The following is a 23,277-nucleotide window of genomic DNA, read 5'->3' as shown; positions in this document are numbered from 1 at the left end:
GCGTCAGCGCGAGCCCAAAATCCATAGCCACAAACAATGTTTTAGGGGGACGGCGTCGCCAAACCTGCCCGGCCGAGGCGCCGCGGAGACTGGATGCCGGGCTCAGCCCTTCGGGCTGCCCCGGAATGACACCGGAGAGAGCCGGGCCGTCATCCGAGTGTCACCCCAGGCTGTGCAGCACCTCTTCAACGACCTTGCGCTGCTGGGCAGTTAGTGCGGCCTGTGGCGGCACCGGGTCGCCGACGTCATAGCCCTGGATCGCCAGTCCGGCCTTGATGCAGGCGGCGAGATTGAAGCGCGCAAACGCCTCGTTGACGCGCCAGAGCTTCTTCTGCAGCCTGAGTGCATCGTCCCAACAGGACGCCCTGCACAGATTGTAGAGCTCGACGCTCTGGCGCGGGATGATGCAGGCGGGTCCGGCCATCCACCCTTCGCCGCCGATCAGCATGACGGATGCGGGAATGTGCGACGACGCCGCGAACACCTTCAGGGCGTCACCGCATCGGTTGATGATCGACAACAGCCGTCCCGTATTGGTCGAAGCGTCCTTGATGTAGTTGATGCGCGGATGCTCGGCGAGGCGCGAGATCACATCGAGCGACAGGTCGGACCGTTGAAATTGCGGATTGGTGTAGATGACGACAGGAACATCGACGGCATCGGCGATGGCACGAAAATAAGCCTCGATGCCCGCATCATTCACCGGAAAATAGGCCTCGAGCACCGCGAGAATGCCGTTGGCGCCGCGCTTCTGATAGGCCTTGGCCTGCGCCACCGCGTCGGCGATCGCGGTCGATGCCACACCGGCGACGACCGGGACGCGCCCCTGCGCAGCGTCGATGGTCGCCTCGACCACAGTCATGCGCTGGGTGCGGTCGAGATAGGCGAACTCGCCGGTCGAACCGAGCGGCGTCAGGCCATGCACGCCGGCATGGACCAGGTCATCGCAAAGCCGTCCCAGCACATCGGTGCGGATCGTACCGTCGGCGCTGATCGGTGAGGCGAGATAGGGAAAGACGCCGTGAAAATCGCTCATGCCACCGGTATAGCGGCCGGTCTGTCGCCCCCGCAAGCGGGCGACGTGCGCGCCTGCCGCGCGCAAAGGAGTGGTCCGCTGCCGGCAGGACATGTTCTTCAGCGGCCGGACAGGGCCGGCACCGGCCGATCCGGAGCCGTGCCGACGGCAACGACCGCAGCCGCGGCGCCGTCCCTCACGGGCCTCGCCCACGCGTCCACCAGGGTCGCATGACGGCCCTGCGGAGCCGCTCGCTGCACGCGGACACCGGCAGGTGACGCAAACGATGCAACCGCTGCGATTGTCCCAGCCGTCCTTCTCATGACATCACCTCGCCGATCGCGCGATCGCCCGTTGCATGCGGACCATAACGGCCGGGACGCCCCAGGGAATGTGCTGCACGTCACGCGATTTGATGAGGCCATGGGCCCTCGCGTTAAACGTCATTTCAAACTTTTTCTTCACCATCAACAGCGAGACCACAGACAGGTTCACGCGTTTCATGGTTCCAAACCCGGCAGAATTGGCTGCGAATTTCGCCATTTTCAGTCATTTTTCCGCCGAATTGGCCCAGCATCGTGCAAGGCGGAAAGTGTTAGTACGAGTGCTCCAGCGTAAATTCGCCGTGGGAATTTCGATCGGAGACGAGGGAAACCTGCAGCGAGATCGATCATGAAGACGCTTTACGATTTGCTCGGAGCTCTTCCGGACGATGACGCTGACGACATCAGGGCAGCGTTCCGCAAGGCGGTCAAGGAGAGCCATCCCGACCTCAACGCGGGAGATCCCGACACGGCGCTGCGGTTTCGGCAGATCGTCCGCGCTCACGACATCCTCGGCGACAAGGAGCAGCGTGCTGCTTATGACCGTCTGCTCGGGGCTGCGCAGGACGAGAGTCAGCAGGAGTCCAAGCTCGCCGTCGCGGCCAAGGTGCACAAGGTCGCATCGGGCGTGATGGCGTTGGCCGGCGCCTCTGCCGTGGCGCTGACCGGTTACCTCCTGTTCACCCATATGTCGGCGGCTTCGGTCGCGCCATTGAAGCCGATCGTGGTCGCGACCAACAAGCTCAAGCCGCATGAAGTGCCTGCCAAGCCGATCGAGACGGTTGCGGTGACGCCGGAGGCGACGACCGCCGCGGAGGCGCCGGCGGGAGCCGCCGTCGAGACGCCGGCCAATGCCGCCGCAAACACCGGTGCACCGGCAGCTGCCGAGACCCTGCCGCTTCGGGTCAGCAAGGTCGACGCCGTCTACTCGGCCGAGCAGGAGCGTTCGTTCTGCGCGCCGGGCGCGGCTGCCCCATGCAATGCGGACGCAGCCTTCCCCGGCAGCGCTCCGTCAAACGATGCGCGCGCCTTCCATGATCGCGGCATGGCTTCGTTCCAGAAAGGCGACCTCTCGGCGGCTCTGAGCGATCTGGACACCGCGATCCAGCTCGATCCGCGCTATCAGGAGGCCTATATCGATCGCGGCATCGTTTTCTATCGGATGCGCAAATTCGATCGTGCCTTCGCCGACGTCGCTGCAGCCAAGCGGCTGGAGAAGGCAAACCGGGCCGTGCTGGATGCGATGGCGAAGCGTCAGCCGCTCCGCCCCTTGAAGCTTGATCCGCCCAAAACGGAGGCTAAGGCGGAGCTGCCGAAGTCCGAGCCGCCGAAGTCCGAGCCGCCGAAGGTCGCAGCCGCGACCACCATGTCCCCGAGAATGGCAACAGCGACGCCGGTCTATGCCATCAGCGATCCAAGCCGCGCTCCGTGAGGCTTCGACGTTTGCGTTGACGAAGATTTAAGGTAATCACAAACCTCTTCGTCGCACGAGATGTGGCCGCCCATCAACTGTTAGGAAAGGTGTCTCATGGTGGTTCCATGGGACATGGGCAGCCTTCCAGATTCGTTGATCCGAACCCGGCGATCCGGCGCGAGCTGGTCGAGCTCCTGTACACGTCCCTGCCGCAGGTGATGTCGATCAACGCGGCCGCGATCACCGGATCGGTCGCGCTGGCCGTCCTGCATCGCGACCCCGGCTATATCGCGATCACGTTCGCGATCATCGTCAACGCGATCGGCCGCGTGGTCAGTCTGCTCCGCTACAAGCAGCGCAGCGCCCGCCTCTCCGACCGGGACGTGGTGCTCTGGGAAAAGGTCTATGCCGCCGGCGCAACCGCCTTTGGCCTCGCGCTCGGCGCCCTCACCTTCCGGGCCTTTCAGCTCAACGATGCGCCGGGCGCATGGATCGCGTTCGGACTATCGATGTCCTATTGCGTCGGCATGGTCTCGCGCGCGGCAATCCGCCCCTGGGTGGTGTTGACGGCAACCGCCGTGCTGTTCGCTCCCACGATGGTGGCCGGCTTGATGCGCCCGGAACTGCCCTACCAGCTCGGCGGCGCGATGCTCGTCCTGTTCTGGTTCACGATCCGCGAAGCATCGCGCCATCTCAGCACCGCGTTCATCGAGCGCCTCGAGGCCAAACATGCGTTGGCGCGCCAGGCCAACCACGATTTCCTGACCGGCCTGCCGAACCGGGCCGCGTTCCTCACCGCGCTGGAGCGCATCACGGGCAGCGTCGCGATCGTCGCCATCGATCTCGACGGCTTCAAGCCGGTCAACGATCGCCATGGTCACCATGCCGGCGACGAGCTGCTGCGCCAGGTCGCGACACGGCTGTCGGACTGCGTCGGCTCGGGCGGCCTTGCCGCACGCTTCGGCGGCGACGAGTTCATGCTGCTGAAGCCGGTGGCAGGCGGCGCCGAAGGGCGCGATGCAGCGATGGCGCTGGCGCGCGAGGCCGTCCGCACCTTGTCGATGCCGTTCCTGCTGTCCGATATCCCCATGGTGATCGGCGCCAGCGCCGGACTGCTCGTGAACGAGCGGCCGTTGACGGACGACACGATCGACGAGGTGCTGCGCCGGGTCGACGAGGCGCTTTATGCGGCCAAGCGCGCCGGTGGCGGCCGTTGTAGCTGGGCCGACGCCGACACGGCACAGCTGCGCCACGCCGGCTGAGAGCGCATGCTCGCCGACGCTACGACATCTCGATACTGTGCATCAACGCATCAATCTGGTCTGCTGCAATCTCCCCCTCGCGCCCGATCAGCACCAGTTGCGCCGTCAGCCCGTCGGCCGGCGGCAGCGGCGCGGGCGCCAGCGTGCCGCGCGTCGCCACCGACTGAAACAGGATCGGCTTCCCCGGATGCTCGGTGAACAGCAAGAGCCCCTTGATGCGCAGGGTCCGGGCCGCCAGCTGCCCGATCACCTGCTGAAAGCGAGCGAGCGACAACGGTGCGCGTGAGGTCCAGGTCACCGTTGCGAACGGCTCGGACATCACCGGCATCTGCCGCGTCACGGCCCGGGGCGCGCGCAGCTCGCGGCTGAACAGCAGATCGGGCGGCACGATGCCGTGCGCGACCTCGAAGATCGCCGATTGCGGCTTGTGCCGACCGACCACGGCACGGACCTCGTCAAGCGCCACGCGGTCGAGCAGATCGGCCTTCGTCAGCAATGCGAAATCGGCCGCGCGCAGCTGCGAGCGCCACAGCGCATCCTGCTCCAGCTCCGGCGCGTCGCGCAGCCGCTGCGGATCGACCAGCGTCACCACAGTCTCCAGCGGCGCGACCTTGAAGATCACAGGATCCATCATGTTGCGGATGATCTCGGCCGGATCCGAGATGCCTGAGGTCTCGATCACGATCGCATCCGGCGCCGGATCGCGCTTGATCACGGCCGACAATGTGCGCAGCAGGTCGCCCTGCAATGAGCAGCAGATGCAGCCGTTCTTCAGGCTGATCACCTCCTCGGTGACGGTGCCGAGCAGTTGCGCGTCGATATCGACCGCGCCGAAATCATTGACCACGGCCGCGATGCGCCGGCCATCTGGATTGGCCAGCAGATGATTCAGCAAGGTCGTCTTGCCGGCACCGAGCGCACCGGCCACCAGCAGAACGGGGACGATCATGACAGGACCGGCCGCCGCACCGGCCGGCCCGGTCGCGCGTCGCGGACGAGATGTCCACCGGCGATCACGGCGCGGCCATTGACGAGCAGATGTCTCACGCCTTCCGACGGCCGGTTCATGTTGAGGAAGTCGGCGCGGTCACGCAACGATGCCAGATCGAGCACGGCGATGTCCGCGTCGCATCCCGCCTGCAGCCTCCCCTTGCGCCGCATCGCCGGCGTCGATCGCTCCAGGGTCTGCGCCGGAATCAGTGTGCATTTGGCGAGGCCATCGAGCAGCGGCACCGCCTGGCGGTCCAGCACCCATTCGCGCAGGAACTTCACGAAGGTCGCCGACGAGCGCGGATGCGACACCGCATCGTCCGGCAGCGGCCACGCTTCGCCGGTGTAGTCGGTGCCGTTGGACAGGATCCACGGCATCGCGTCCGATGCGATGGCCCCGCCGGGAAACAACACGGAGACATCGAGCAGGTCGCGATGGCGCGGATTGACGGCGACGTCGAGGAAGTGGATCAGCACCAGCGCGCCGGGATCGGTCTGCTGCCGCTGCAGCAACTCATCGCGGCTGCCGAGACGATGCCTCTCCGCCACCATCTCGATGGCGTCATAACCGGTGCCCATGCGCTGGCAGAAGGCAGGATCGGCGAAGAAATCGGCCCCGACGACCGTCGAGCCGGTGCCATAGGGATAGGCCTCGACCGTGACCTTCAAGCCTTGCGCCTGCGCGGTCCGGACCAGCTCGGCACAGCGCTCGACATCCTGCAGGCTGGTGCTGTTGAAATGGCAGATATGCATATGGGCGCCGGTCGAGCCGGCCAGCCCGATCAGCCGCGTATAGGCATCGACCGAACTGCGCGGATCGACGTTGGACATATAGGCGATGTGAGTATAGGTCGGCACATCCTGGCTCGCGGCCAGGCTGCACAGCTCGGACAATTCCTTGATGCCGGTGCCGGGGGCGTAGGCATTCGGGAAGGCGATGCCAAGGCCGCCCTGGTCCAATCCCTGCCGCGTACGCTCGACGATCTCGGCGGTCTCCGCAGCCGTCGCGACCTCTTCGATCCAACGCTTGTCGCGCATCGCCTCGCCCATGCCAGCAATGCTCGATGCGGTCTGCTGCGTGGTCATCGTCGCGATGCGCGCAAACACCCAGCCCGCCGCCGCGCCGTAATTCAGTGTGCGGCCGATCGCTTCCTGCTCATCGTACCAGCGCGCCACCGGCATCACGCCGATCTCGAGCTCCAAGGTCGTGGTGACGCCATCGAAGGCCTGCATGCGATCGGCGGGCAGCGACTGGCCGTGCGCGTGCAGATCGATGAAGCCGGGCACGACGGCGAGCCCCGCCGCATCGATCACCTGATCCGCGCCGCCTGCGATATCGCCGACCGCAGCGATGGCCCCGTCCTTGACGGCGACGTCGGCCGTCGCATCGAGCTTGGTTTCGGGGTCGAGCACGCGACCGCCGCGAATGATCAGATCATAATGGGACATGCCGTCAGCAGGCTCGCAAAGTGGAACTGCGCGCAGGCCTAACACAGATGCGCCGCGATGAAAACGCGACAGGACAGATCGATGCCCTCCGCGGCATGCATGGCGCGCAACTATCAGTTCGGTCCGACAGCGATGCTCTTTCCCCGGCGCTTGGGATCGGTCAGGATGATTGGCGCCGGCCGCTCGGCCGCCGCCGTTCGACAGAAGAGAACCAGGATGAATTCACCCGCGCCGCGCATCGCTCCTTTCACCTGCGAGAAGCAGCCGGCAACGGGCTCGCGCGGCATGGTGGTGACCAACCATCCGCTCGCATCGAGCGCTGGCGCCGAGATGCTGATGCGCGGCGGCAATGCGATCGACGCGGCCGTGGCGGCGCTGTTTGCGCTGACGGTGGCCGAGCCGATGATGGTCGGCCTGCTCGGCGGCGGCCTGTCGCATATCCGCCTCGCCGATGGGCGCCACATCGTGCTCGATGGGCTGAGCACGGCTCCGCTGCGCGCGACGCCCGCAATGTATGACCCGGTGTCCGACGAGATCGCGCTCGCGCGCGAAACCCGCGACCGCCGCAACGTCGTCGGCGCGCTCGCCGTCGCCGTACCGGGCGCGTTGAAGGGCTGGTGCGAGGCGCTGACGCGCTATGGCCGGCTGCCGCTCGCCGAGGTGATGGCACCGGCGATCCGGCTCGCCGAGCATGGCTTCGTGGCGAGTGCGTATCTCAACGACTGCGTCCGGCTGGTCGCCTCCGACCTTGCGCAGGATCCAGCTCTGTCCGCGCTGTTCCTGCCCGGCGGCGAGCCGGTGCAGGCCGGCACGCGCGTCATCCAGGCCGACTACGCCGCATCGCTGCGGCTGATCGCCGAGCACGGGCCGGACGCGCTCTATCAAGGGCCGCTCGGCGCCGCGCTGGCCGACTATATGGCTCGGTCCGGCGCCTTGATCGACATGGCGGACCTGGCCGCCTACAGGGTGATCGAGCGCGCGCCGGTCCGCGGCACCTATCGCGGCCATGAGATCATCGGTCCGCCGCCGCCCTCCTCGGGCGGCGTGCACATCGTGCAGATGCTCAACATCCTCGAAGGTTTCGACATCGGCGCGCTCGGCTTCGGCTCGGCCGATGCCGCGCATCTGCTCGCCGAAGCGTTGAAGATCGCCTTTGCCGATCGCGCGGTCGCCACCGCCGATCCGGCGTTCGTCGACGTCCCGGTCGAGCGCCTGACATCGAAGACCTATGCCGACGAGCGGCGGGCCCAGATCGATATGGCCCGGGCAAAACGCTTCGGTCCGGGACTGTCCCCGACCGAATCCACGAACACCACGCATGTCACCGTCGCGGACTCCGAAGGCAATGTGGTCGCCTCGACCCAGACCATTAACGGCCTGTTCGGCGCCTGCGTGCAGATCCCCGGCACCGGCATGACGGCCAACAACTACATGTATAATTTCGATCCGCATCCCGGCCGCGCGTTGTCGATTGCGCCCGGCAAGCGCGTCTTCACCTCGATGGCGCCGATGATGGCGACCCGCGATGGGCGCTTGCGCTACGCGCTCGGCCTGCCCGGCGGCCTGCGCATCTTCCCTTCGGCGTTGCAGGCGCTGGTGAACCTCATCGACCACCGCATGTCCTTGCAGGAAGCGGTGGAGGCGCCGCGGCTGTGGACGCAAGGCGGCGAGCTCGAGTTCGAGCCGGCCTTTCCGGACAGAGTGGCGCAGGAGCTGGCCGCGCGCGGCCATGCGATCAAGCGCGAGCCGATCGTGGCCGGCGGCATGAATGCCATCGCCTTCGGTGATGACGGCGGCTTGACCGGTGCGGCGTGCTGGCGCGCCGATGGCACGCCGATCGCGATCTCCGGCGGGCGCGCCCGCGCCGGGCTTCGCTTCGCCATCGCCTGAGGCTTACACCTGCTTCCGCATCATCCGCGCGATCGCTTCGCCGATCACGACCGTGGTGAAATGCGTGTTGGCACGACAATCAGCCGGCATGATCGAGGCGTCGGCGACGCGCAGGCCGCCGATCCCCTTGACCGTCCCATCTGGATTGACGACGCCATCGGCGTCGGCAAAGCCGCTCATGCGACAGCTGCCGGCGGCATGCTGAATGTCGCCGGTCACCCGGCGCAGCAGCGCGTCGAGCTCGGCATCCGGCAGCGCGGCCGCCTGTGGCAGCGTGAGCTCGGTATCGCCGAGGCGGATCCAATCGGCGATGCCCTGCAGCGCCGGCTGCTGCGTGATCACGGCCAGCCGCTTCACCGCGTCGCGCATTCGCGCGATGTCGCGGGGATCGGCAAGCATGTTCTCGTCCACGATCGGATCGATGGAGGGATCGGGCGAGGCAAGCTTCAGGGTGCCGCGCGAGAAGGCGTTGAAGAGGCCGGCACCGATCGCACCGGGCACGCCGATGCCGCGGTGGTTGAACGCGACCAGAATCATGTCGCGCTTGCCGCCCTCGGCCAGGCCGGACGAATAGGTCACGCAGCAATTGGTGTGGCGCGTATCGCGATCGGTCGGACGCAATTCCTCGCGCAGCTGGATCGTGGCGCGAAACAGCGGATGGTCGAAGAAGTGCCGTCCCACCGGCAGATCACGCAACACGGCGATGCCCATGTGCCGCAGCTCCGCCGCGGGTCCAAGGCCCGAACGCAACAGGATCGCCGGGCTGTGGATGGCCCCGGCGCACAGCACGACCTCGCGCGCCGCGATATTCCTGGCGCCCTCGCCGTCGAGAAGCACGCGCACGCCGGTCGCGCGACCATCGCTGATCAGGACGCGATCGACCAGCGCGCGGCCGCGGATCTCCAGGTTCGAACGGCCTCGCGCCGGCTCCAGATAGGCTTCGTTGGTCGAGATGCGGCGGCCGTTGCGGCTGTTGATGGGATAGCAGGCGACACCCTCGCCATCGGGCCCGTTGAGGTCGTCGCACCAGGGATAGCCGCTCGCCAGCGCCGCATCGCGCAGGCCGCGGTCGATCGGCCCCCACTGGTCCGCCGGCGCCCGATAGACCGGCAGCGGACCGCCCTGGCCGTGCCCGTCGCGATCGCCATAAGTGAGATCGTCCTCAATCATGGAGAATAGCGGCATGATCTCGCGCGCCGACCATCCGGTGCAGCCCCGGGCGGCCCATTGGTCGAACGCATCGGCCACACCGCGGATCGCGATCTGGCCGTTCATCATCGAGCTGCCGCCGAGCCCCTTGCCGCGCCAATAGAAGCGCATCTCCTGGCCTGCCACCCGGCGCGACATCAGCTGCGGCCACTGCCATTTCTCCTGGAAGGCGCGATCATGAATGATCGGAATCGGATTGGGCGTCGCGATCTCCCAGGGCACCTCGTCCGCCCGCCAGTCCGCGCCGGCCTCCAGCAGCAGCACGCGCCGTTCCGGCTGTTCGGACAGACGCGCTGCGACCGCCGCTCCCGCGGAGCCGCCGCCGACGACAATGACGTCATACATCGAATGAGTTCTCACTTTTGATCGGGGCCTTCACCCGCAGGGCCGCAGCTTGCGCGAGCCGATGCGGGCCGTGAAGCCCCGGAAAACTCAGGCCACCAGCATTTCAACGCAGGGCTCGGCCGCATCCTCGGCCACCAGGCACGATGCGACAGCAATGACCTCGCGCGCCGATTTCCACGCGCCGCCGCCGCCCGCGGGACCATTCGTATAGAGCGTCTCGACCTCGTTGCCGATCCTGAGCGCATCAGCCATCGTCGCGGTGCGCCCAGCGACCCGAACGCGCACCTCATAGGGCTCGCCGGCTTGCGCGTGGCCATCGCCATGCAACGCGTTGACGCCGATCAGGTCACAGCGCAGCTCGCTGACCGGCACGCTGGTCAGCGCCAGCCGCTCGCGCACGATGTCGAGCGCGAGGCGGCCGCGCGCGACCGCACCTGGACCGGCATAGGAGATCTGGCCTTCCCCGACATAGGAGTCGAGATAGCCGACCGAGGTCTTCAGCAAGCCGGTCTTCGGCTTGCCACGGCCGCCGACCACTTTGACACGATCAGGGCCGAGCTCTTCGACGGTGACCTCGGAAAAATCCGCCACCACGTCCGGCTGGATATACTGCGTGGGATCGTGGATCTCGTAGAGCAACTGCTCCTTCACGGTCGCGGCGGTGACGCAGCCGCCAGAGCCGGCGACCTTGGTGACGATCAGCACGCCATCCTCGCGCACCTCGCCGATCGGAAACCCCAGCGAGGCGAGGCCCGCAACGTCCTTCACGCCGGGATCGGCAAAATAGCCGCCGGTGATCTGACCCGCGCATTCGAGCAGATGACCGACCACCGTGCCCTGGCCGAGTCGGTCCCAATCATCCATCGCCCAGCCGAACTCATGAATCAGCGGCCCGAGGAACAGCGCAGGATCCGCGGCGCGCCCGGTGATCACGACATCAGCGCCGGCCGCGAGCGCCTCGGCGATCGCGCGCGCACCGACATAGGCATTGGCCGAGACGACGCGATTGCCGAGCCCGGCCATCGTGTCGCCGGTGTCGAGCGCGACATTCGTCGTCTTCAGCCGCGCCAGCACGTCGTCACCGGTCACGGCTGCGATCTTCAGCCCGGCCAGGCCGAGCCTGCGGGCCAGCACGCGCGTCGCCTCGGCGGCACCGGTCGGATTGGCTGCGCCCATATTGGTGACGATGCGAATATTGTTGGCCCGGCAGATCGGCAGCACCGCCTGCATCCGCGCCGCCAGCAGCGGATCGTAGCCGGCGTTCGGATCCTTGATGCGCGCCTGCTGCGCCAGCGCGATGGTGCGCTCGGCGAGACATTCGAACACGAGATAGTTCAGCGCGCCGCTCGCGGCGAGCTCGATCGCGGGCTCGATGCGGTCGCCGGAATAGCCGGCGCCGGCGCCGATCCTGACGCTCCGCATGGGCCTCCTCCTGTCTTCTCTCGATAGGCTGAGGGCAGGAGTACGATGCGGCGGCGCGCTTGCCAAGGCGAACCGTGAACGCCGGCTCCCTGCCCCGCGATGGCGGCAACATCGCCGGCGATGCGCTCAGACTGCGGGCGCCAGCGCCGGGGTGTCGTCAGCCGGTGTCCATGCGGTCTCGGCGGGCTCCTCATCGGCCCAGCGCCATTGGTGCCCGCCGGCGCGTTTGGCGGCATAGAGCGCGCGATCGGCCTGGTCGACCAGCGACTCGGTTTCCGCTGTCCGATGCTCGGCGAGCAGAATGCCGGCGCTCGCGCCGATCTGCACGCGGGTTCCAGCCAGCACAAACGGATCGGCGAGCGAGCTCACAACCAGGCGCGCCAAGTCCCCGGCCGCATCGCGGCCCGGCTGCGCCGCCGCGACCGGAAGCAGCAGCATGAATTCGTCACCGCCGAACCGCGCCGCAAGGCCGCTTTCACCGAGGCATTGGCGCAGCCGCGCGCCGACCTGGCACAGCAGCTCGTCGCCGGCCTGGTGGCCGAACGCGTCATTGATGCTCTTGAAACCGTCGAGATCAATCGCGATGATCGCCGCAGGGCCATCGAGCCCACGCAATGCCGCGATGAAGGCGGCCCGGTTCGGCAGGCCGGTGAGGAAATCCTGATGAGCCTGACGGCGCAGCGCCAGCCGCGCCTCGATCCGCTCGGTGAACGCGGCGGTGAGCCGGTAGGATGTGCCGCGCAGGATGATCCAGAACAGGACCAGCATCGCAGCGCCCATGCGATAAACCGTCTCCGGCTGCAGCAGGCATGCGATCACGGTTGGGATCAGCAGCACCGCGGACGAACTCATCACGATCCACGGGCTGACGCGCGAGACGATGCCGACGCAGAACGCCATCGACAGGCCGAAGCACATCCAGATGCCGGGCCCGTCACCGATCTGAAAGGCGCGGGCGGACAAGCCGCCGATCGCAAGAGCGAACGCGGCGGCGCCGAGGCCATAGAGACGCTCCCAGCGGATGATGTCGGCGTCGTCGAGCCGATCGAAGCGCGTCGCGAACATCATCAGCTTGACGACGCGAAAGAGGCCGATCGCGAACAGCGCCACGGTGATGACGGCATAGCCCGGATCGCGGGCGACCCACGCCATCACGGCCCCGATCACGACGGACGCGGCCGAGATCGTCCCGACCAGCAGCATCGAGCTATACAGCAGATGCGCGAGCTCGCGACGAGTTTCCGGGTCCAGTCGTTGCATCACAGTTCCGTTCGCCAACGCGGCGCAATATCATCCCCGCGCCTTAACGAAACCTCGCTGCAACTGCGAGGAGCTGCCATGCAGCGATCTTGCTTAAGAGATCGCAAATCGCAGCGTGGCGATCTGACGCGCGGCTGTCTCGGGACGAGACAATACCGCGCGGTCAGCTCGCCCAATTGTCGCGGAATTCGCCGAACAGCGTGATCCCGCCGCAGGCATAGATCGTCTGCCCGGTGATGTAGCTGGCCTCGGACGAGGCCAGGAAGGCGAACACGCCGGCGATCTCCTCCGGGCTCGCGACCCGTCCCATCGGGATGTGGGATTCGACGACGCCGCGCTTGACGGGATCGCCGGTCCAGGCCGCATTGATCGGCGTGTCGACCGCACCTGGGCCGACGGAATTGACACGAATGCCGCGTCCGGCGAATTCCAGCGCCAAGGTGCGGGTCAGTCCGGCCATCGCGCTCTTGCTGATCGAATAAGCGAGATAGCCGGGCTTCGGAATGATCTGGTGAACGCTGGACGTGTTGATGATGTTGCCGCCGCCGCGCGCGACGAAATGCGCCAGCGCGTGGCGCGCACATAGCACGGCGCCGTTGAGGTTCACCTCGAGGATGGCGCGATAGGTGTCGACGTCGAGCGCCTCGCTCGGCGACTCCCGCTGGAAGCCGGCATTGTTGACCAGGCAGTCGAGCCGCGGCCAGCGCTCCAGCACCGTCGCGAACATCGCGGCGATATTGGCTTCGACTCCGATATCGGCCTTCACCGTGAAATGATCGCGCGCCCCATGGCCATGGGCTGCGGAGGCCGCCTGTACCAGGGCCAGGGTCTCGTCCCCCGACGGCGACGGCCCGCCGAAATTGATCGCGACATGGGCGCCTTCCTCGGCAAAGCGCACCGCGATCGCGCGACCGATGCCTTGCGCGGCGCCGGTCACCAGCGCGTAATGTCCGGCGAGGCGCGGCGCGCGTACGGTCGGCGGGGCGGATGGCTGCATGCTTCAACTCCTCGAATGATCTCGTCTGTCATGGATTGCAACGGCGCGTGCCCGGATGACAAAGCCGGCGGAACTCTGCTATCGCTCCCCGCCCTTCCATCACCCTGCACGCGGGCGTGAGACCTCATGTATCTCGGCATCGATCTCGGCACGTCGGCAGTCAAGACGATTCTTGTCGACGAAGCCCAGCGCGTGATCGCGAGCCGCAGCCACAGCCTCTCGATTGACGTTCCCCGGACGGGCTGGGCCGAGCAGGTTCCCGGCGCATGGATTGCGGCGGTGTTCGCGACCTTGGATGCGCTCAAAGCCGACCATGCCGGCGCACTGGCCGCTGTCGACGGCATCGGCCTGTCCGGCCAGATGCACGGCCCGGTGCTGCTCGACGCCGGTCTGACGCCGCTGCGGCCCTGCATTCTCTGGAACGACGGCCGCGCAACGGCCGAATGCGCCGTGCTGGAGCAGCGCTGGCCCGCTTTGCGGCAGGTCACCGGCAACAAGGCGATGCCCGGCTTCGCCGCCCCGAAGCTGGTATGGATCGCGGACCACGAGAAGGCGATCTTTGACGCCATCCACCTCGTGCTGCTGCCGAAGGCCTATGTCCGGCTCGTGCTCTCGGGCGAGGCGATCGAGGACGTCTCCGATGCTTCGGGCTCGCTGTGGCTCGATGTTTACACGCGGGATTGGTCGGACGAGGGGCTCGCGGCGACCGGCCTGTCACGCGCGCAGATGCCGCGCCTCGTCGAAGGCTGCGCGCCGGCAGGCCGGCTGCGCCCGGAACTCGCGGCCCGCTGGGGCATGACGAGGCGCCCGCTCATCGCCGGAGGCGCCGGCGACAATCCGGCGGGCGCGATCGGCATCGGCGCGATCCGGCCCGGCGCCACCTTCATCACGCTCGGCACTTCGGGCGCCGTGATCACGCCGGTCGAGACCGTCAAGGCCAATCCGGATCGCATCGTTCACACCTTCTGCCATGCCGTCCCGGCGCTGTGGCTGCAGGCCGGCGCGATGTTGTCGGCCGCCTCGTGCCTTGCCTGGATCGCGCGGCTGCTCGGCGCCTCTGAGGCCGATCTGCTGACGCCGCTCGGCACCTGCCCCGCCGCGCCGTCGCCGGTCAGCTTCCTACCCTATCTCGCCGGCGAGCGGACGCCGCATGACGATGCCAATGTGCGCGGACTGCTCGATGGGCTGAGCCATGCCACCGACCGCAGCGCGATCGTCCAGGCCGTGCTCGAAGGCGTCGCCTTCGCACTGGCCGATTGCCGCGACGCGCTGACCGATACGGGCCTGGCGATCGCGGAAGCGGATGCGATCGGCGGCGGCTCGCGCTCCGACCTCTGGCTCGCGATCCTGGCCAATGTGCTGAACATCCCGATTCATCGGCTTGCCGAAGGCGAGACCGGCGCGGCCTTCGGTGCGGCGCGGCTCGCGCGCCTCGCCGTCACCGGTGAGACGATCGCGAGCGTATGCACGCCGCCGGCGCGGGTGCGAAGCTTCGCGCCGTATCCCAGGCTCGCGGCAGACTATGCCGAGCGGCTGCCGCAGTGGCGCCGGCTCTATCGGCGCCACGGCTGATCCCAGTTCGCGAACACCACAGCTGATCGCATCAACCTGTGATAGCCCGTTGTCTTTGATATTGTATTCGGCAACAGCCTCTAGTTTAATGGCGACCCGCGCCTGCTATCAACGAGCCGCGGCAACGAAGTGTACGTGCGTTGGGAGGCACGATGAGCGGTCCGATCCTCGAGATGCGCGGGGTGTCGAAATCATTCTTCGGCATCAAGGCCCTGCAGAAGGTCGATCTGACCGTCTATGCCGGTGAAGTCCATGCTCTGATGGGCGAAAACGGCGCCGGCAAATCCACGCTCATGAAGATTCTCTCCGGCGCCTATCGGCCCGATCCGGGCGGCGAGATCCGGATCGACGGGCACCCGGTGCGCATCGAGGGACCGCTCGGCGGCCGCGCCGCGGGCATTTCCATCATCTACCAGGAGTTGTCACTGGCACCAAACTTGACGGTCGCGGAGAATATCTATCTCGGCCGCGAAGTGTCGCAATCGGGCCTGTTGGCACGCGGGGCGATGCGCGAGGGCGTCGGTCCGATCCTGACGCGGCTGGGAGCTGATTTTGCGGCCTCGACGCTGGTCGCCGAGCTATCGATGGGCCAGCGCCAGCTGGTCGAGATTGCCCGCGCACTGCATGCGCGCTCCAAGATCCTGATCATGGACGAGCCGACCACATCGCTCTCGGCCGGCGAGAGCGAGAAACTGTTCGCGCTGATCCGCCAGCTGCGCGCCGAAGGGCTCGCGATCATCTATATCTCGCACCGCATGGACGAGGTCTATGCGCTCGGCGACCGCGTCACCGTGCTGCGCGACGGCCGCCTCGTCGGCTCGCTGGACAAGCCAGAGATCCGCGCCGACAGCATCGTCCGCATGATGGTCGGACGCGACGTGTCGTCGTTCTACAAGAAGGATCACGATCCGCATGCGAAGCGCGACCGCCCGGTGCTCACCGCGGTCGATCTCGGCGACGGCCATCGCGTCAAGGGCTGCTCGCTCACCGTGCATGCCGGCGAGGTCGTCGGCCTCGCCGGGCTGATCGGCGCAGGGCGCACCGAGCTCGCTCATCTGATCATCGGCGCCACGCCGAAGACGACCGGCCATGTCACGCTCGACGGCGAGCGGATCGAGATCGAGACGCCGCGCGACGCGCTTGACGCCGGCATCGCCTATCTCACCGAGGACCGCAAGGCGCTCGGCCTGTTCCTCGACATGTCCTGCGCCGACAACATCAACCTCGCAGTGATCGGGCGCGACGCGCGGCTCGGCGGCGTTCTCGATCGCGACAAAGCGCGCCTGCGGGCCGACGAGGCGTTCAGCGCGCTTGGCATCCGGGCGCCCAATCCGGGCGTCACTGTCGGCGGCCTCTCGGGCGGCAACCAGCAGAAGGTGCTGCTGTCGCGCCTGCTCGCAACCGCGCCGAAAGTGCTGATCCTGGACGAGCCGACGCGCGGCGTCGACGTCGGCGCCAAGTCCGAGATCTATTCGATCATCGACAATCTCGCCAAATCGGGTACCGCGATCCTGGTGATCTCCTCCGACCTGCCCGAGATTCTCGGCATCTGCGACCGCGTGTTGGTGATGCGCTCCGGCCAACTCGCCGGCGAGCTGCAACAGAGCGCAACAACTCCCATCACCCAGGAAGACATCATGGCACTGGCCACCGGGACGGAGCACGTCCATGCCTGACAACAGCCCCGCTCAAGCCAAGGCGGCGACCGCAGGCGGCCTGCCGGCCGCGCCGGACAACAAGCAGCAGCGGCTGCGGCTGATGATCCGTGCCGCCGGCATGCTGCCGGTGCTGCTGATCCTGTGCATCGGCTTCCACATGCTGTCCGAAGGACGCTTCTTCACCGGGCAGAATCTCGGCATCGTGCTGCAGCAGGCCGCGGTCAACACCGTGCTCGCGGCCGGCATGACCTTCGTGATCCTGACCGGCGGCATCGATCTGTCGGTCGGCTCGATCCTGGCCGCCGCGGCCATGGCCGGCCTGACGCTGTCCAAGATGCCTGATCTCGGCACGCTGTGGCTTCCGGCCGCGGTGCTGACGGGGCTGGCCTTCGGCGTCGTCAACGGCGCGCTGATCGCGCTGCTCCGGCTGCCGCCCTTCATCGTGACGCTGGGCTCGCTGACGGCGGTGCGCGGTCTGGCCCGCCTGATGGGCAGCGACACCACCGTGTTCAATCCATCGATTCCTTATGCCTTCATCGGCAATGCGTCGTTGACGCTCATCCCCGGCGTGGTCTCGGTCCCATGGCTGTCGGTGATCGCACTGTTGGTGATCCTCGGCTCCTGGCTGATCCTCCGCCGCACCGTGCTCGGCGTGCATATCTATGCGGTGGGCGGCAATGAGAGCGCGGCGCGGCTCGCCGGCATCAAGGTCTGGGCGGTATTGATCTTCGTCTATGGCATGTCCGGCCTGCTCGCCGGGCTCGGCGGCGGCATGCAGGCGGCCCGGCTCTATGCGGCGAACGGCCTGCAGCTCGGCCAATCCTATGAGCTCGACGCGATCACCGCCGTCATCCTCGGCGGCACCTCGTTCGTCGGCGGCATCGGCTCGATCTGGGGCACCCTGGTCGGCGCGCTGATCATCGCGGTGCTGTCGAACGGGCTGATCTTGGTCGGCGTGTCCGACATCTGGCAATACGTCATCAAGGGGCTCGTGATCATCGGCGCCGTCGCGCTCGACCGCTATCGCCTGCAGGGCTCGGCCCGTACCTGAGAGTTATCCATCGGCGGCCGCCGCCGGCGCTCGCCTCACGCTTCTTCCACGGCTGCTGGTCCACCGTGCGCAGGGATTGAAGAAGGACCAGGGAGGAACACCATGTTGAAGTCCATTTCGCTCGCCGGTGCCGCACTGGCGCTTGTCATGAGCTCCGCGCCGTCCTCGGCCAAGGAGCTGAAATCGATCGGCGTGTCGCTCGGCTCGCTCGGCAACCCGTTCTTCGTCGCCCTGTCCAAGGGCGCGGAGTTCGAGGCCAAGAAGACCAATCCCAACGTCAAGATCACCGCGGTCGGCTTCGAATATGACCTCGGCAAGCAGGTCACGCAGATCGACAATTTCATCGCCGCGGGCGTCGACATGATCCTGCTCAACCCCGGCGATCCCAAGGCCATCGGCCCCGCGATCAAGAAGGCGCAGGCGGCCGGCATCCTCGTGGTCGCGGTCGACACCGCCGCCGAAGGCGCCGACGCCACCGTCACGACCAACAACGTGCAGGCCGGCGAGATTTCCTGCCAGTACATCGTCGACAAGCTCGGCGGCAAAGGCGATGTCATCATCCAGAACGGACCGCAGGTGTCGGCCGTGATCGACCGCGTCAATGGCTGCAAGAGCGTGTTCGCCAAGGCGCCCGGCATCAAGGTGCTGTCGAGCGACCAGGACGGCAAGGGCTCGCGCGAGGGCGGCCTCACCGTCGCGCAGGGCTATCTGACGCGCTTCCCGAAGATCGACGCGATCTTTGCCATCAACGATCCGCAGGCCATCGGCACCGACCTCGCCGCCCGCCAGCAGCAGCGCACCGGCATCATCATCACCTCGGTCGACGGCGCGCCTGACATCGAGACGGCGCTGAAGGACCCGGCCTCGCCGCAGATCCAGGCCTCGGCCTCGCAGGATCCGTTCTTCATGGCCCGCCGCGCCGTGCAGATCGGCGTCGGCCTGCTCAACGGCCAGAAGCCCGCCTCGACAGTCGAGCTTCTGCCCTCCAAGCTGATCACGCGCGACAATGTCGGCGACTATAAGGGCTGGACCTCGGAGCGGAAGGAATAGGTTCGCAGCCGCGTTGCGGTCGATAGCATCGAGAACGCCGCCTATCACGGGCGGCGTTCGTTTTTGGCTTTCACCATGTGAGCTGGTCGCGCCGCTCACGGTAAGCGAGACCCAGGCCCTGTCGCGTTTGCGACAAGGCGCACGCCCCATTTGGCTGTTTCCGCTGGTCCGGAACTTGCGTGGCCCTGCCTGACGTCACCAATCAGCAGGCGATCCGATGGCTTTCACCGCAATCTGTCCGACAAGCGCCATCTCCGAAGGTGGCATGGGCCTGTATCAGCTCGGCAAGAAGAGCGTGCTGCTGCTCTGGCCCGCGGGCGGCGAGCTCACGGCTTGGCGGGGCCGCTGCCCGCATGCCGACGTGCCGCTGACCGAGGCGAGCTTCGATGGCAAGACCATCACCTGCCCGCACCATCAATGGGGCTTCGACGGCGCAAGCGGCAAATGCGTCACGCATCTCGTGCGCAATGCGCTGCATTCCTATCCGCTGCAGGTCGCGGGCGATGAGATCCAGGTCGATGTCGGTCCGCTGAAGCCGGCCCGGACGCCGGCCTGAGCGGCTCATGCGCTCCGACGGCGCCGGGCTGCGCCGTTGAAGCGGGCGGCCGACCTAACGACGCATTGACGAGGGTGGCAGTATGCCCAGCGCCGCGGAATGGGTGATCTGGAACGGCGCGATCGGCCTCGTCGATGAGGTCCGCCTCGGCGCCATCCTCACCAATGCAACAGGACGGCTCGCGTCGCTGGCACCGCCCTATGACATTGTTGGGCCGTTCAGCCTCGATCAGTTGGAGACGGAGGGCCGCATCGCCTTCGGCGCCTGCCTGGTGATGTCATTGCAGCGCTGGCGCGAGGATCAGGACCGCTTGCGCGTCGCGGCGCGGGCGGCGCGGAGGGCCCTGCTGGATTCACTCGCAGTGCGTGAAGATGACAGCGCGTTTCGCATCATCCTCGAGCTGCCATTGGAAGGGCGCCTGACCGCGGCGGAGATCAAGGCCGCATTCCGCCGGCGGGCCAAGTCAGCCCATCCCGATGCCGGCGGCAGCAGCGAGCTGTATCGACGCATCTCCGAAGCCCGCGCGGCGCTGCTCGCCCAATTCGATTAGATCATATGTCTGCTGAGAGGCTGCGACCGCGGTTCCCGCTCGGCGAGACCGATGACGGTCTCGCCGAGCCGGATGCCGAGCAGGAGCTGAACGGCTGACGGGGCGCGGTCGCGGCGTCCCGTCCGCCACCGGCGGCAACGTGCCGTTGTCAGAAGAAGCCGAGCTTCTTCGGGCTGTAGCTGACCAGCATGTTCTTGGTCTGCTGATAGTGGTCGAGCATCACCTTGTGGGTTTCGCGTCCCACGCCGGACTGCTTGTAGCCGCCGAACGCCGCATGAGCGGGGTAGGCGTGATAGCAGTTGGTCCAGACGCGGCCGGCCTGGATGTTGCGGCCGAAGCGGTAGCAGGTATTGGCGTCGCGGCTCCACACGCCGGCTCCGAGGCCGTAGAGCGTGTCGTTGGCGATCGCGAGCGCCTCGTCCTCGGTCTTGAAGGTGGTGACCGATACGACCGGGCCGAAGATCTCCTCCTGGAACACGCGCATCTTGTTGTGGCCCTTGAACACCGTCGGCTTGACGTAATAGCCGCCGGCGAGATCGCCGCCGAGCACGTTGCGCTCGCCGCCGATCAGGAGCTGCGCCCCCTCCTGCTTGCCGATGTCGATGTAGGACAAAATCTTGGCGAGTTGCTCCGAAGAAGCCTGCGCGCCGATCATGGTCGCGGGATCGAGCGGGCTGCCCTGCACGATCGCACCGACGCGCTTCAAGGCGCGCTCCATGAAGCGCTCATAGATCGATTCATGGATCAGCGCGCGGCTCGGACAGGTGCAGACCTCGCCCTGATTGAGCGCGAACATCACGAAGCCTTCGATCGCCTTGTCGAGGAAATCATCATCCTCCGCGCAGACGTCCTTGAAGAAGATGTTGGGCGACTTGCCGCCGAGTTCGAGCGTCACCGGAATCAGGTTCTGCGAGGCATATTGCATGATCAGCCGCCCCGTCGAGGTCTCGCCGGTGAACGCGATCTTGGCGATGCGCGGCGATGACGCCAGCGGCTTGCCGGCCTCCAGCCCGAAGCCGTTGACGACGTTGAGCACGCCCGCCGGCAGGAGATCGCCGATCAGGTCCATGAGCACCAGGATCGAGGCCGGGGTCTGCTCGGCTGGCTTGAGCACGACGCAATTGCCCGCGGCAAGCGCGGGCGCCAGCTTCCACGCCGCCATCAGGATCGGGAAGTTCCACGGAATGATCTGGCCGACCACGCCGAGCGGCTCGTGGAAGTGATAGGCGATGGTGTCGTGATCGATCTCCGCGATCGAGCCCTCCTGGGCGCGGATGACGCCGGCGAAATAACGGAAATGGTCGATCGCGAGCGGAATGTCCGCCGCGGTGGTCTCGCGGATCGGCTTGCCATTGTCCCAGGTCTCGGCCAGCGCGAGCTGGGCGAGATTGGCCTCCATGCGGTCGGCGATCTTGTTCAGGATCTGCGCCCGCTCGGTGACGCTGGTGCGCGCCCAGCCATCCTTGGCGGCATGCGCGGCGTCGAGCGCGGCCTCGATATCGGAAGCATCGGAGCGCGCGATCTGGCACACCGGCTGGCCGGTGATAGGCGAGATGTTGTCGAAATATTTGCCGGCGCTGGGGGCCTTCCAGGCGCCGCCGATGAAATTGTCGTAACGCGCAGCGAAAGGCGGCTTGATCGCCGCATGGACGTCAACCTTGGTCATTTGTCTCTCCCATTCACGCCGATGCACACGGCGTTGAGGGAGAGGCTCCTTCAAACGGTGCCTGGAGACCAGGGGCCGCCATCAACCCGTCGGCTGAAGTGTCGCAGTCCTGCGACAGGTCGGCTGCGAATTGCGGATCGCCGCGCGATCACCGCTCGAGTCCGAGCCGCTTCATCTTCCGGTGCAAGGTGGCGCGCGACAGGTCCAGTTCCTTCGCGGCCTTCGAGACGTTGCCGCCGGCGCGCGCCAGCGCCCGCTTCAGCACGGCGCGTTCGGCAGCATCGATGTCGTCGCCTTCGGCACGCGCGCCCTTGATGAGATCGCCGGCGGGAACCGGGCGCGACAGCGCCGACGCCGACAGACCGAGCGCACGGCGCGCCGAACGCGTCGCACCGATCACCAGATCGTTGCGATCGACTGCAAGCAGCGAGTTGATCTCGCGCTCGCTGTCCGGTGTCAGCACGATGCGCGCGTGAGGAAAGGCCTGGCGAAAATTCTCCGCCTCGATCATGCGCGCGGCGTCCGCCACCGTCGTCGCGATCAGGCGGCCGAAGCCTTCGGTGAGATCGGTGCGGCAGGACGAGACATCGAGCGCCGCCTTGAGCTGGCCATGCTCGTCGAAGATCGGCGCCGTCGTACAGAACAGCCGCGTGTTGCGGGCAAGGTAATGCTGTTCGCGATCGATGGTGAGCGGCCGTTTCTCGACCAGGCAGGTACCGATCGCGTTGGTGCCCTCGTGTCGTTCGCTCCACACCGCGCCGGTCCACAGCCCCCAGGACTCGAAGGTCGAATCGTCGCCGCGGGCGCCGCGGCGGTCGATCACGATGCCCTCGGCATCCGCCAGCAGTACCGAGCAACCGACCCCACCGACCGCAAGGAACAGCCGTTCGAGGCTGGCCTGGGCAATCACGAGCAGGCGTCCGAGCCGCTCGCGCGCGGCGGCAATTTCGGCAGCGGTCAAGCGGCAGGATGGTGCATGAGTAGCCGGATCGAGCGCATGCAACTGGCCGGAGCGGCGCCATGACGCCGCCAGAGCTGACACCGCCTCCACTGCGCCCGGAACGTTCTTGGCGCTGTCTTTGACGTGGTGGTTCGGCTCAGCCTTGTCCTTTGGGTCAGCTTTTGGATCAGCTTTCCTGGGATCACCTTTGCCAACGGTGTCCAGCACGCGGTCGGCATGCGCACTCTCGGGCGAGCGCCCCATGTCCCTCCTCCTGGCCTTCTCCCATCGGATCGTTGGTCGTCATATTAAAGCGAATACAGCACCCCAATTTGACCGGCGTCAAGCAACGCCGCGAAACCCGTCGCCTGCGCGCAGCGGGGTGGCCCGTCGGCGAAGCGCTTCGCTGCACACGCCCCCGGGGCTGTTCAGCCACGTCGCGCCTGGCGTGCAAGACACACAGAACATCAATCTCCGCGTTTCCCGGAAGACTACTGGATGTCGCAGGGCTGCGACACTCTCGCGGCCGAAACGGCCGCAGAGGCCGCAACCAGGACGGGTTCCTTAAACCCCGTTAATTCGAATTCCGGATGGTTCCCGCACACGCGCATCACACTGCCGAGCCTTGGCGATGCGATGGCCACCGAGAGAGAGAAAT

The 23,277-nt window shown here is 66.8% G+C and carries 19 protein-coding genes; 9 read left to right on the top strand and 10 right to left on the bottom strand.

The features are described from left to right. Positions 1–160: 160 nt before the first annotated feature. Both ACVIJ6_RS17500 and ACVIJ6_RS17495 read right to left on the bottom strand, forming a co-directional pair. Positions 161–1,036: a dihydrodipicolinate synthase family protein gene (locus tag ACVIJ6_RS17500; protein WP_456773684.1), complete on the bottom strand. Its 876-nt coding sequence runs from the start codon at positions 1,034–1,036 to the stop codon at positions 161–163. Positions 1,037–1,342: 306 nt separating this feature from the next. Continuing rightward, entirely contained in the window at positions 1,343–1,558 is a 216-nt protein-coding gene (locus tag ACVIJ6_RS17495; RefSeq protein WP_456773683.1) for a hypothetical protein, read from the bottom strand. A gap of 129 nt (positions 1,559–1,687) precedes the next feature. On the opposite strand from ACVIJ6_RS17495, the gene ACVIJ6_RS17490 reads away from it, so the two are divergent. Together ACVIJ6_RS17490 and ACVIJ6_RS17485 are read left to right on the top strand one after the other, a co-directional pair. Then, a complete protein-coding gene (locus tag ACVIJ6_RS17490) occupies positions 1,688–2,770 on the top strand; it encodes a DnaJ domain-containing protein (RefSeq protein WP_456773682.1) in 1,083 nt (360 codons plus the stop codon). A gap of 107 nt (positions 2,771–2,877) precedes the next feature. Next, on the top strand, positions 2,878–4,014 hold the full coding sequence (locus ACVIJ6_RS17485) for a diguanylate cyclase domain-containing protein (protein WP_456773681.1): 1,137 nt from the start codon (positions 2,878–2,880) through the stop codon (positions 4,012–4,014). A gap of 19 nt (positions 4,015–4,033) precedes the next feature. On the opposite strand, the gene ACVIJ6_RS17480 is transcribed toward ACVIJ6_RS17485, so the two are convergent. Beyond that, entirely contained in the window at positions 4,034–4,963 is a 930-nt protein-coding gene (locus ACVIJ6_RS17480) for a CobW family GTP-binding protein (protein ID WP_456773680.1), read from the bottom strand. Then, positions 4,960–6,453 (bottom strand): amidohydrolase family protein, encoded by a 1,494-nt coding sequence (locus tag ACVIJ6_RS17475; protein ID WP_456773679.1) that lies wholly within the window; start codon positions 6,451–6,453, stop codon positions 4,960–4,962. Before ACVIJ6_RS17475 ends, ACVIJ6_RS17480 begins: the two co-directional genes overlap by 4 nt. A gap of 216 nt (positions 6,454–6,669) precedes the next feature. Here ACVIJ6_RS17475 and ggt point away from each other — a divergent pair, with 216 nt between their 5' ends. Continuing rightward, positions 6,670–8,343: a gamma-glutamyltransferase gene (ggt, locus tag ACVIJ6_RS17470; protein ID WP_456773678.1), complete on the top strand. Its 1,674-nt coding sequence runs from the start codon at positions 6,670–6,672 to the stop codon at positions 8,341–8,343. A 3-nt stretch (positions 8,344–8,346) separates the two neighbouring features. Here ggt and ACVIJ6_RS17465 read toward each other — a convergent pair whose 3' ends face one another. From ACVIJ6_RS17465 to ACVIJ6_RS17450, 4 genes are all read right to left on the bottom strand, one after another. Next, positions 8,347–9,897, bottom strand: a complete 1,551-nt coding sequence (locus tag ACVIJ6_RS17465) for a GMC family oxidoreductase (protein WP_456773677.1) — start codon at positions 9,895–9,897, stop codon at positions 8,347–8,349. Between the two features lie 87 nt (positions 9,898–9,984). After that, on the bottom strand, positions 9,985–11,319 hold the full coding sequence (locus tag ACVIJ6_RS17460; protein WP_456773676.1) for an acyclic terpene utilization AtuA family protein: 1,335 nt from the start codon (positions 11,317–11,319) through the stop codon (positions 9,985–9,987). 126 nt (positions 11,320–11,445) lie between these two features. Then, the gene (locus ACVIJ6_RS17455) at positions 11,446–12,579 is read right to left on the bottom strand and encodes a diguanylate cyclase domain-containing protein (RefSeq protein WP_456773675.1); all 1,134 of its coding nucleotides are present in this window, start codon (positions 12,577–12,579) and stop codon (positions 11,446–11,448) included. 163 nt (positions 12,580–12,742) lie between these two features. Continuing rightward, on the bottom strand, positions 12,743–13,576 hold the full coding sequence (locus tag ACVIJ6_RS17450) for an SDR family oxidoreductase (protein ID WP_456773674.1): 834 nt from the start codon (positions 13,574–13,576) through the stop codon (positions 12,743–12,745). A gap of 126 nt (positions 13,577–13,702) precedes the next feature. Between ACVIJ6_RS17450 and xylB the strand changes: the two genes are divergently transcribed. The 6 genes from xylB (at position 13,703) to ACVIJ6_RS17420 (ending at position 20,013) form a co-directional block, all read left to right on the top strand. Beyond that, positions 13,703–15,148, top strand: a complete 1,446-nt coding sequence (xylB, locus tag ACVIJ6_RS17445) for a xylulokinase (RefSeq protein WP_456773673.1) — start codon at positions 13,703–13,705, stop codon at positions 15,146–15,148. A gap of 152 nt (positions 15,149–15,300) precedes the next feature. Then, on the top strand, positions 15,301–16,824 hold the full coding sequence (locus tag ACVIJ6_RS17440) for a sugar ABC transporter ATP-binding protein (RefSeq protein WP_172240930.1): 1,524 nt from the start codon (positions 15,301–15,303) through the stop codon (positions 16,822–16,824). Then, on the top strand, positions 16,817–17,857 hold the full coding sequence (locus tag ACVIJ6_RS17435) for an ABC transporter permease subunit (RefSeq protein ID WP_456773672.1): 1,041 nt from the start codon (positions 16,817–16,819) through the stop codon (positions 17,855–17,857). The genes ACVIJ6_RS17440 and ACVIJ6_RS17435 overlap by 8 nt, the downstream gene beginning before the upstream one ends. Positions 17,858–17,959: 102 nt before the next feature. Beyond that, a complete protein-coding gene (locus ACVIJ6_RS17430) occupies positions 17,960–18,907 on the top strand; it encodes an ABC transporter substrate-binding protein (RefSeq protein ID WP_456773671.1) in 948 nt (315 codons plus the stop codon). Positions 18,908–19,124: 217 nt separating this feature from the next. After that, positions 19,125–19,463 carry a Rieske (2Fe-2S) protein gene (locus ACVIJ6_RS17425; protein ID WP_456773670.1) on the top strand — a complete coding sequence of 113 codons (339 nt, stop codon included), beginning with the start codon at positions 19,125–19,127 and terminating at the stop codon, positions 19,461–19,463. A gap of 82 nt (positions 19,464–19,545) precedes the next feature. After that, on the top strand, positions 19,546–20,013 hold the full coding sequence (locus ACVIJ6_RS17420) for a J domain-containing protein (RefSeq protein ID WP_456773669.1): 468 nt from the start codon (positions 19,546–19,548) through the stop codon (positions 20,011–20,013). 148 nt (positions 20,014–20,161) lie between these two features. Here ACVIJ6_RS17420 and adh read toward each other — a convergent pair whose 3' ends face one another. Further along, positions 20,162–21,679 (bottom strand): aldehyde dehydrogenase, encoded by a 1,518-nt coding sequence (gene adh, locus ACVIJ6_RS17415; protein ID WP_456773668.1) that lies wholly within the window; start codon positions 21,677–21,679, stop codon positions 20,162–20,164. A 148-nt stretch (positions 21,680–21,827) separates the two neighbouring features. Then, positions 21,828–22,883, bottom strand: a complete 1,056-nt coding sequence (locus tag ACVIJ6_RS17410) for a helix-turn-helix domain-containing protein (protein WP_456773667.1) — start codon at positions 22,881–22,883, stop codon at positions 21,828–21,830. Positions 22,884–23,277: the final 394 nt, after the last annotated feature.

This window comes from Bradyrhizobium sp. USDA 4369, from assembly GCF_054056435.1.
Note: the sequence above shows the minus strand (reverse complement) of the source record. Positions and strands in the feature narration are given on the sequence as shown.

Bases quoted from the DNA above. Each gene is read 5' to 3' on its own strand.
- adh (WP_456773668.1), bottom strand. From the start codon at position 21,679: ATGACCAAGGTTGACGTCCATGCGGCGATCAAGCCGCCTTTCGCTGCG.
- ACVIJ6_RS17500 (WP_456773684.1), bottom strand. From the start codon at position 1,036: ATGAGCGATTTTCACGGCGTCTTTCCCTATCTCGCCTCACCGATCAGC.
- ACVIJ6_RS17425 (WP_456773670.1), top strand. From the start codon at position 19,125: ATGGCTTTCACCGCAATCTGTCCGACAAGCGCCATCTCCGAAGGTGGC.
- ACVIJ6_RS17460 (WP_456773676.1), bottom strand. From the start codon at position 11,319: ATGCGGAGCGTCAGGATCGGCGCCGGCGCCGGCTATTCCGGCGACCGC.
- ACVIJ6_RS17420 (WP_456773669.1), top strand. From the start codon at position 19,546: ATGCCCAGCGCCGCGGAATGGGTGATCTGGAACGGCGCGATCGGCCTC.
- ACVIJ6_RS17440 (WP_172240930.1), top strand. From the start codon at position 15,301: ATGAGCGGTCCGATCCTCGAGATGCGCGGGGTGTCGAAATCATTCTTC.
- ACVIJ6_RS17475 (WP_456773679.1), bottom strand. From the start codon at position 6,453: ATGTCCCATTATGATCTGATCATTCGCGGCGGTCGCGTGCTCGACCCC.
- ACVIJ6_RS17430 (WP_456773671.1), top strand. From the start codon at position 17,960: ATGTTGAAGTCCATTTCGCTCGCCGGTGCCGCACTGGCGCTTGTCATG.
- xylB (WP_456773673.1), top strand. From the start codon at position 13,703: ATGTATCTCGGCATCGATCTCGGCACGTCGGCAGTCAAGACGATTCTT.
- ACVIJ6_RS17455 (WP_456773675.1), bottom strand. From the start codon at position 12,579: ATGCAACGACTGGACCCGGAAACTCGTCGCGAGCTCGCGCATCTGCTG.
- ACVIJ6_RS17485 (WP_456773681.1), top strand. From the start codon at position 2,878: ATGGGACATGGGCAGCCTTCCAGATTCGTTGATCCGAACCCGGCGATC.
- ACVIJ6_RS17410 (WP_456773667.1), bottom strand. From the start codon at position 22,883: ATGGGGCGCTCGCCCGAGAGTGCGCATGCCGACCGCGTGCTGGACACC.
- ACVIJ6_RS17435 (WP_456773672.1), top strand. From the start codon at position 16,817: ATGCCTGACAACAGCCCCGCTCAAGCCAAGGCGGCGACCGCAGGCGGC.
- ACVIJ6_RS17480 (WP_456773680.1), bottom strand. From the start codon at position 4,963: ATGATCGTCCCCGTTCTGCTGGTGGCCGGTGCGCTCGGTGCCGGCAAG.
- ACVIJ6_RS17465 (WP_456773677.1), bottom strand. From the start codon at position 9,897: ATGTATGACGTCATTGTCGTCGGCGGCGGCTCCGCGGGAGCGGCGGTC.
- ACVIJ6_RS17495 (WP_456773683.1), bottom strand. From the start codon at position 1,558: ATGGCGAAATTCGCAGCCAATTCTGCCGGGTTTGGAACCATGAAACGC.
- ACVIJ6_RS17450 (WP_456773674.1), bottom strand. From the start codon at position 13,576: ATGCAGCCATCCGCCCCGCCGACCGTACGCGCGCCGCGCCTCGCCGGA.
- ggt (WP_456773678.1), top strand. From the start codon at position 6,670: ATGAATTCACCCGCGCCGCGCATCGCTCCTTTCACCTGCGAGAAGCAG.
- ACVIJ6_RS17490 (WP_456773682.1), top strand. From the start codon at position 1,688: ATGAAGACGCTTTACGATTTGCTCGGAGCTCTTCCGGACGATGACGCT.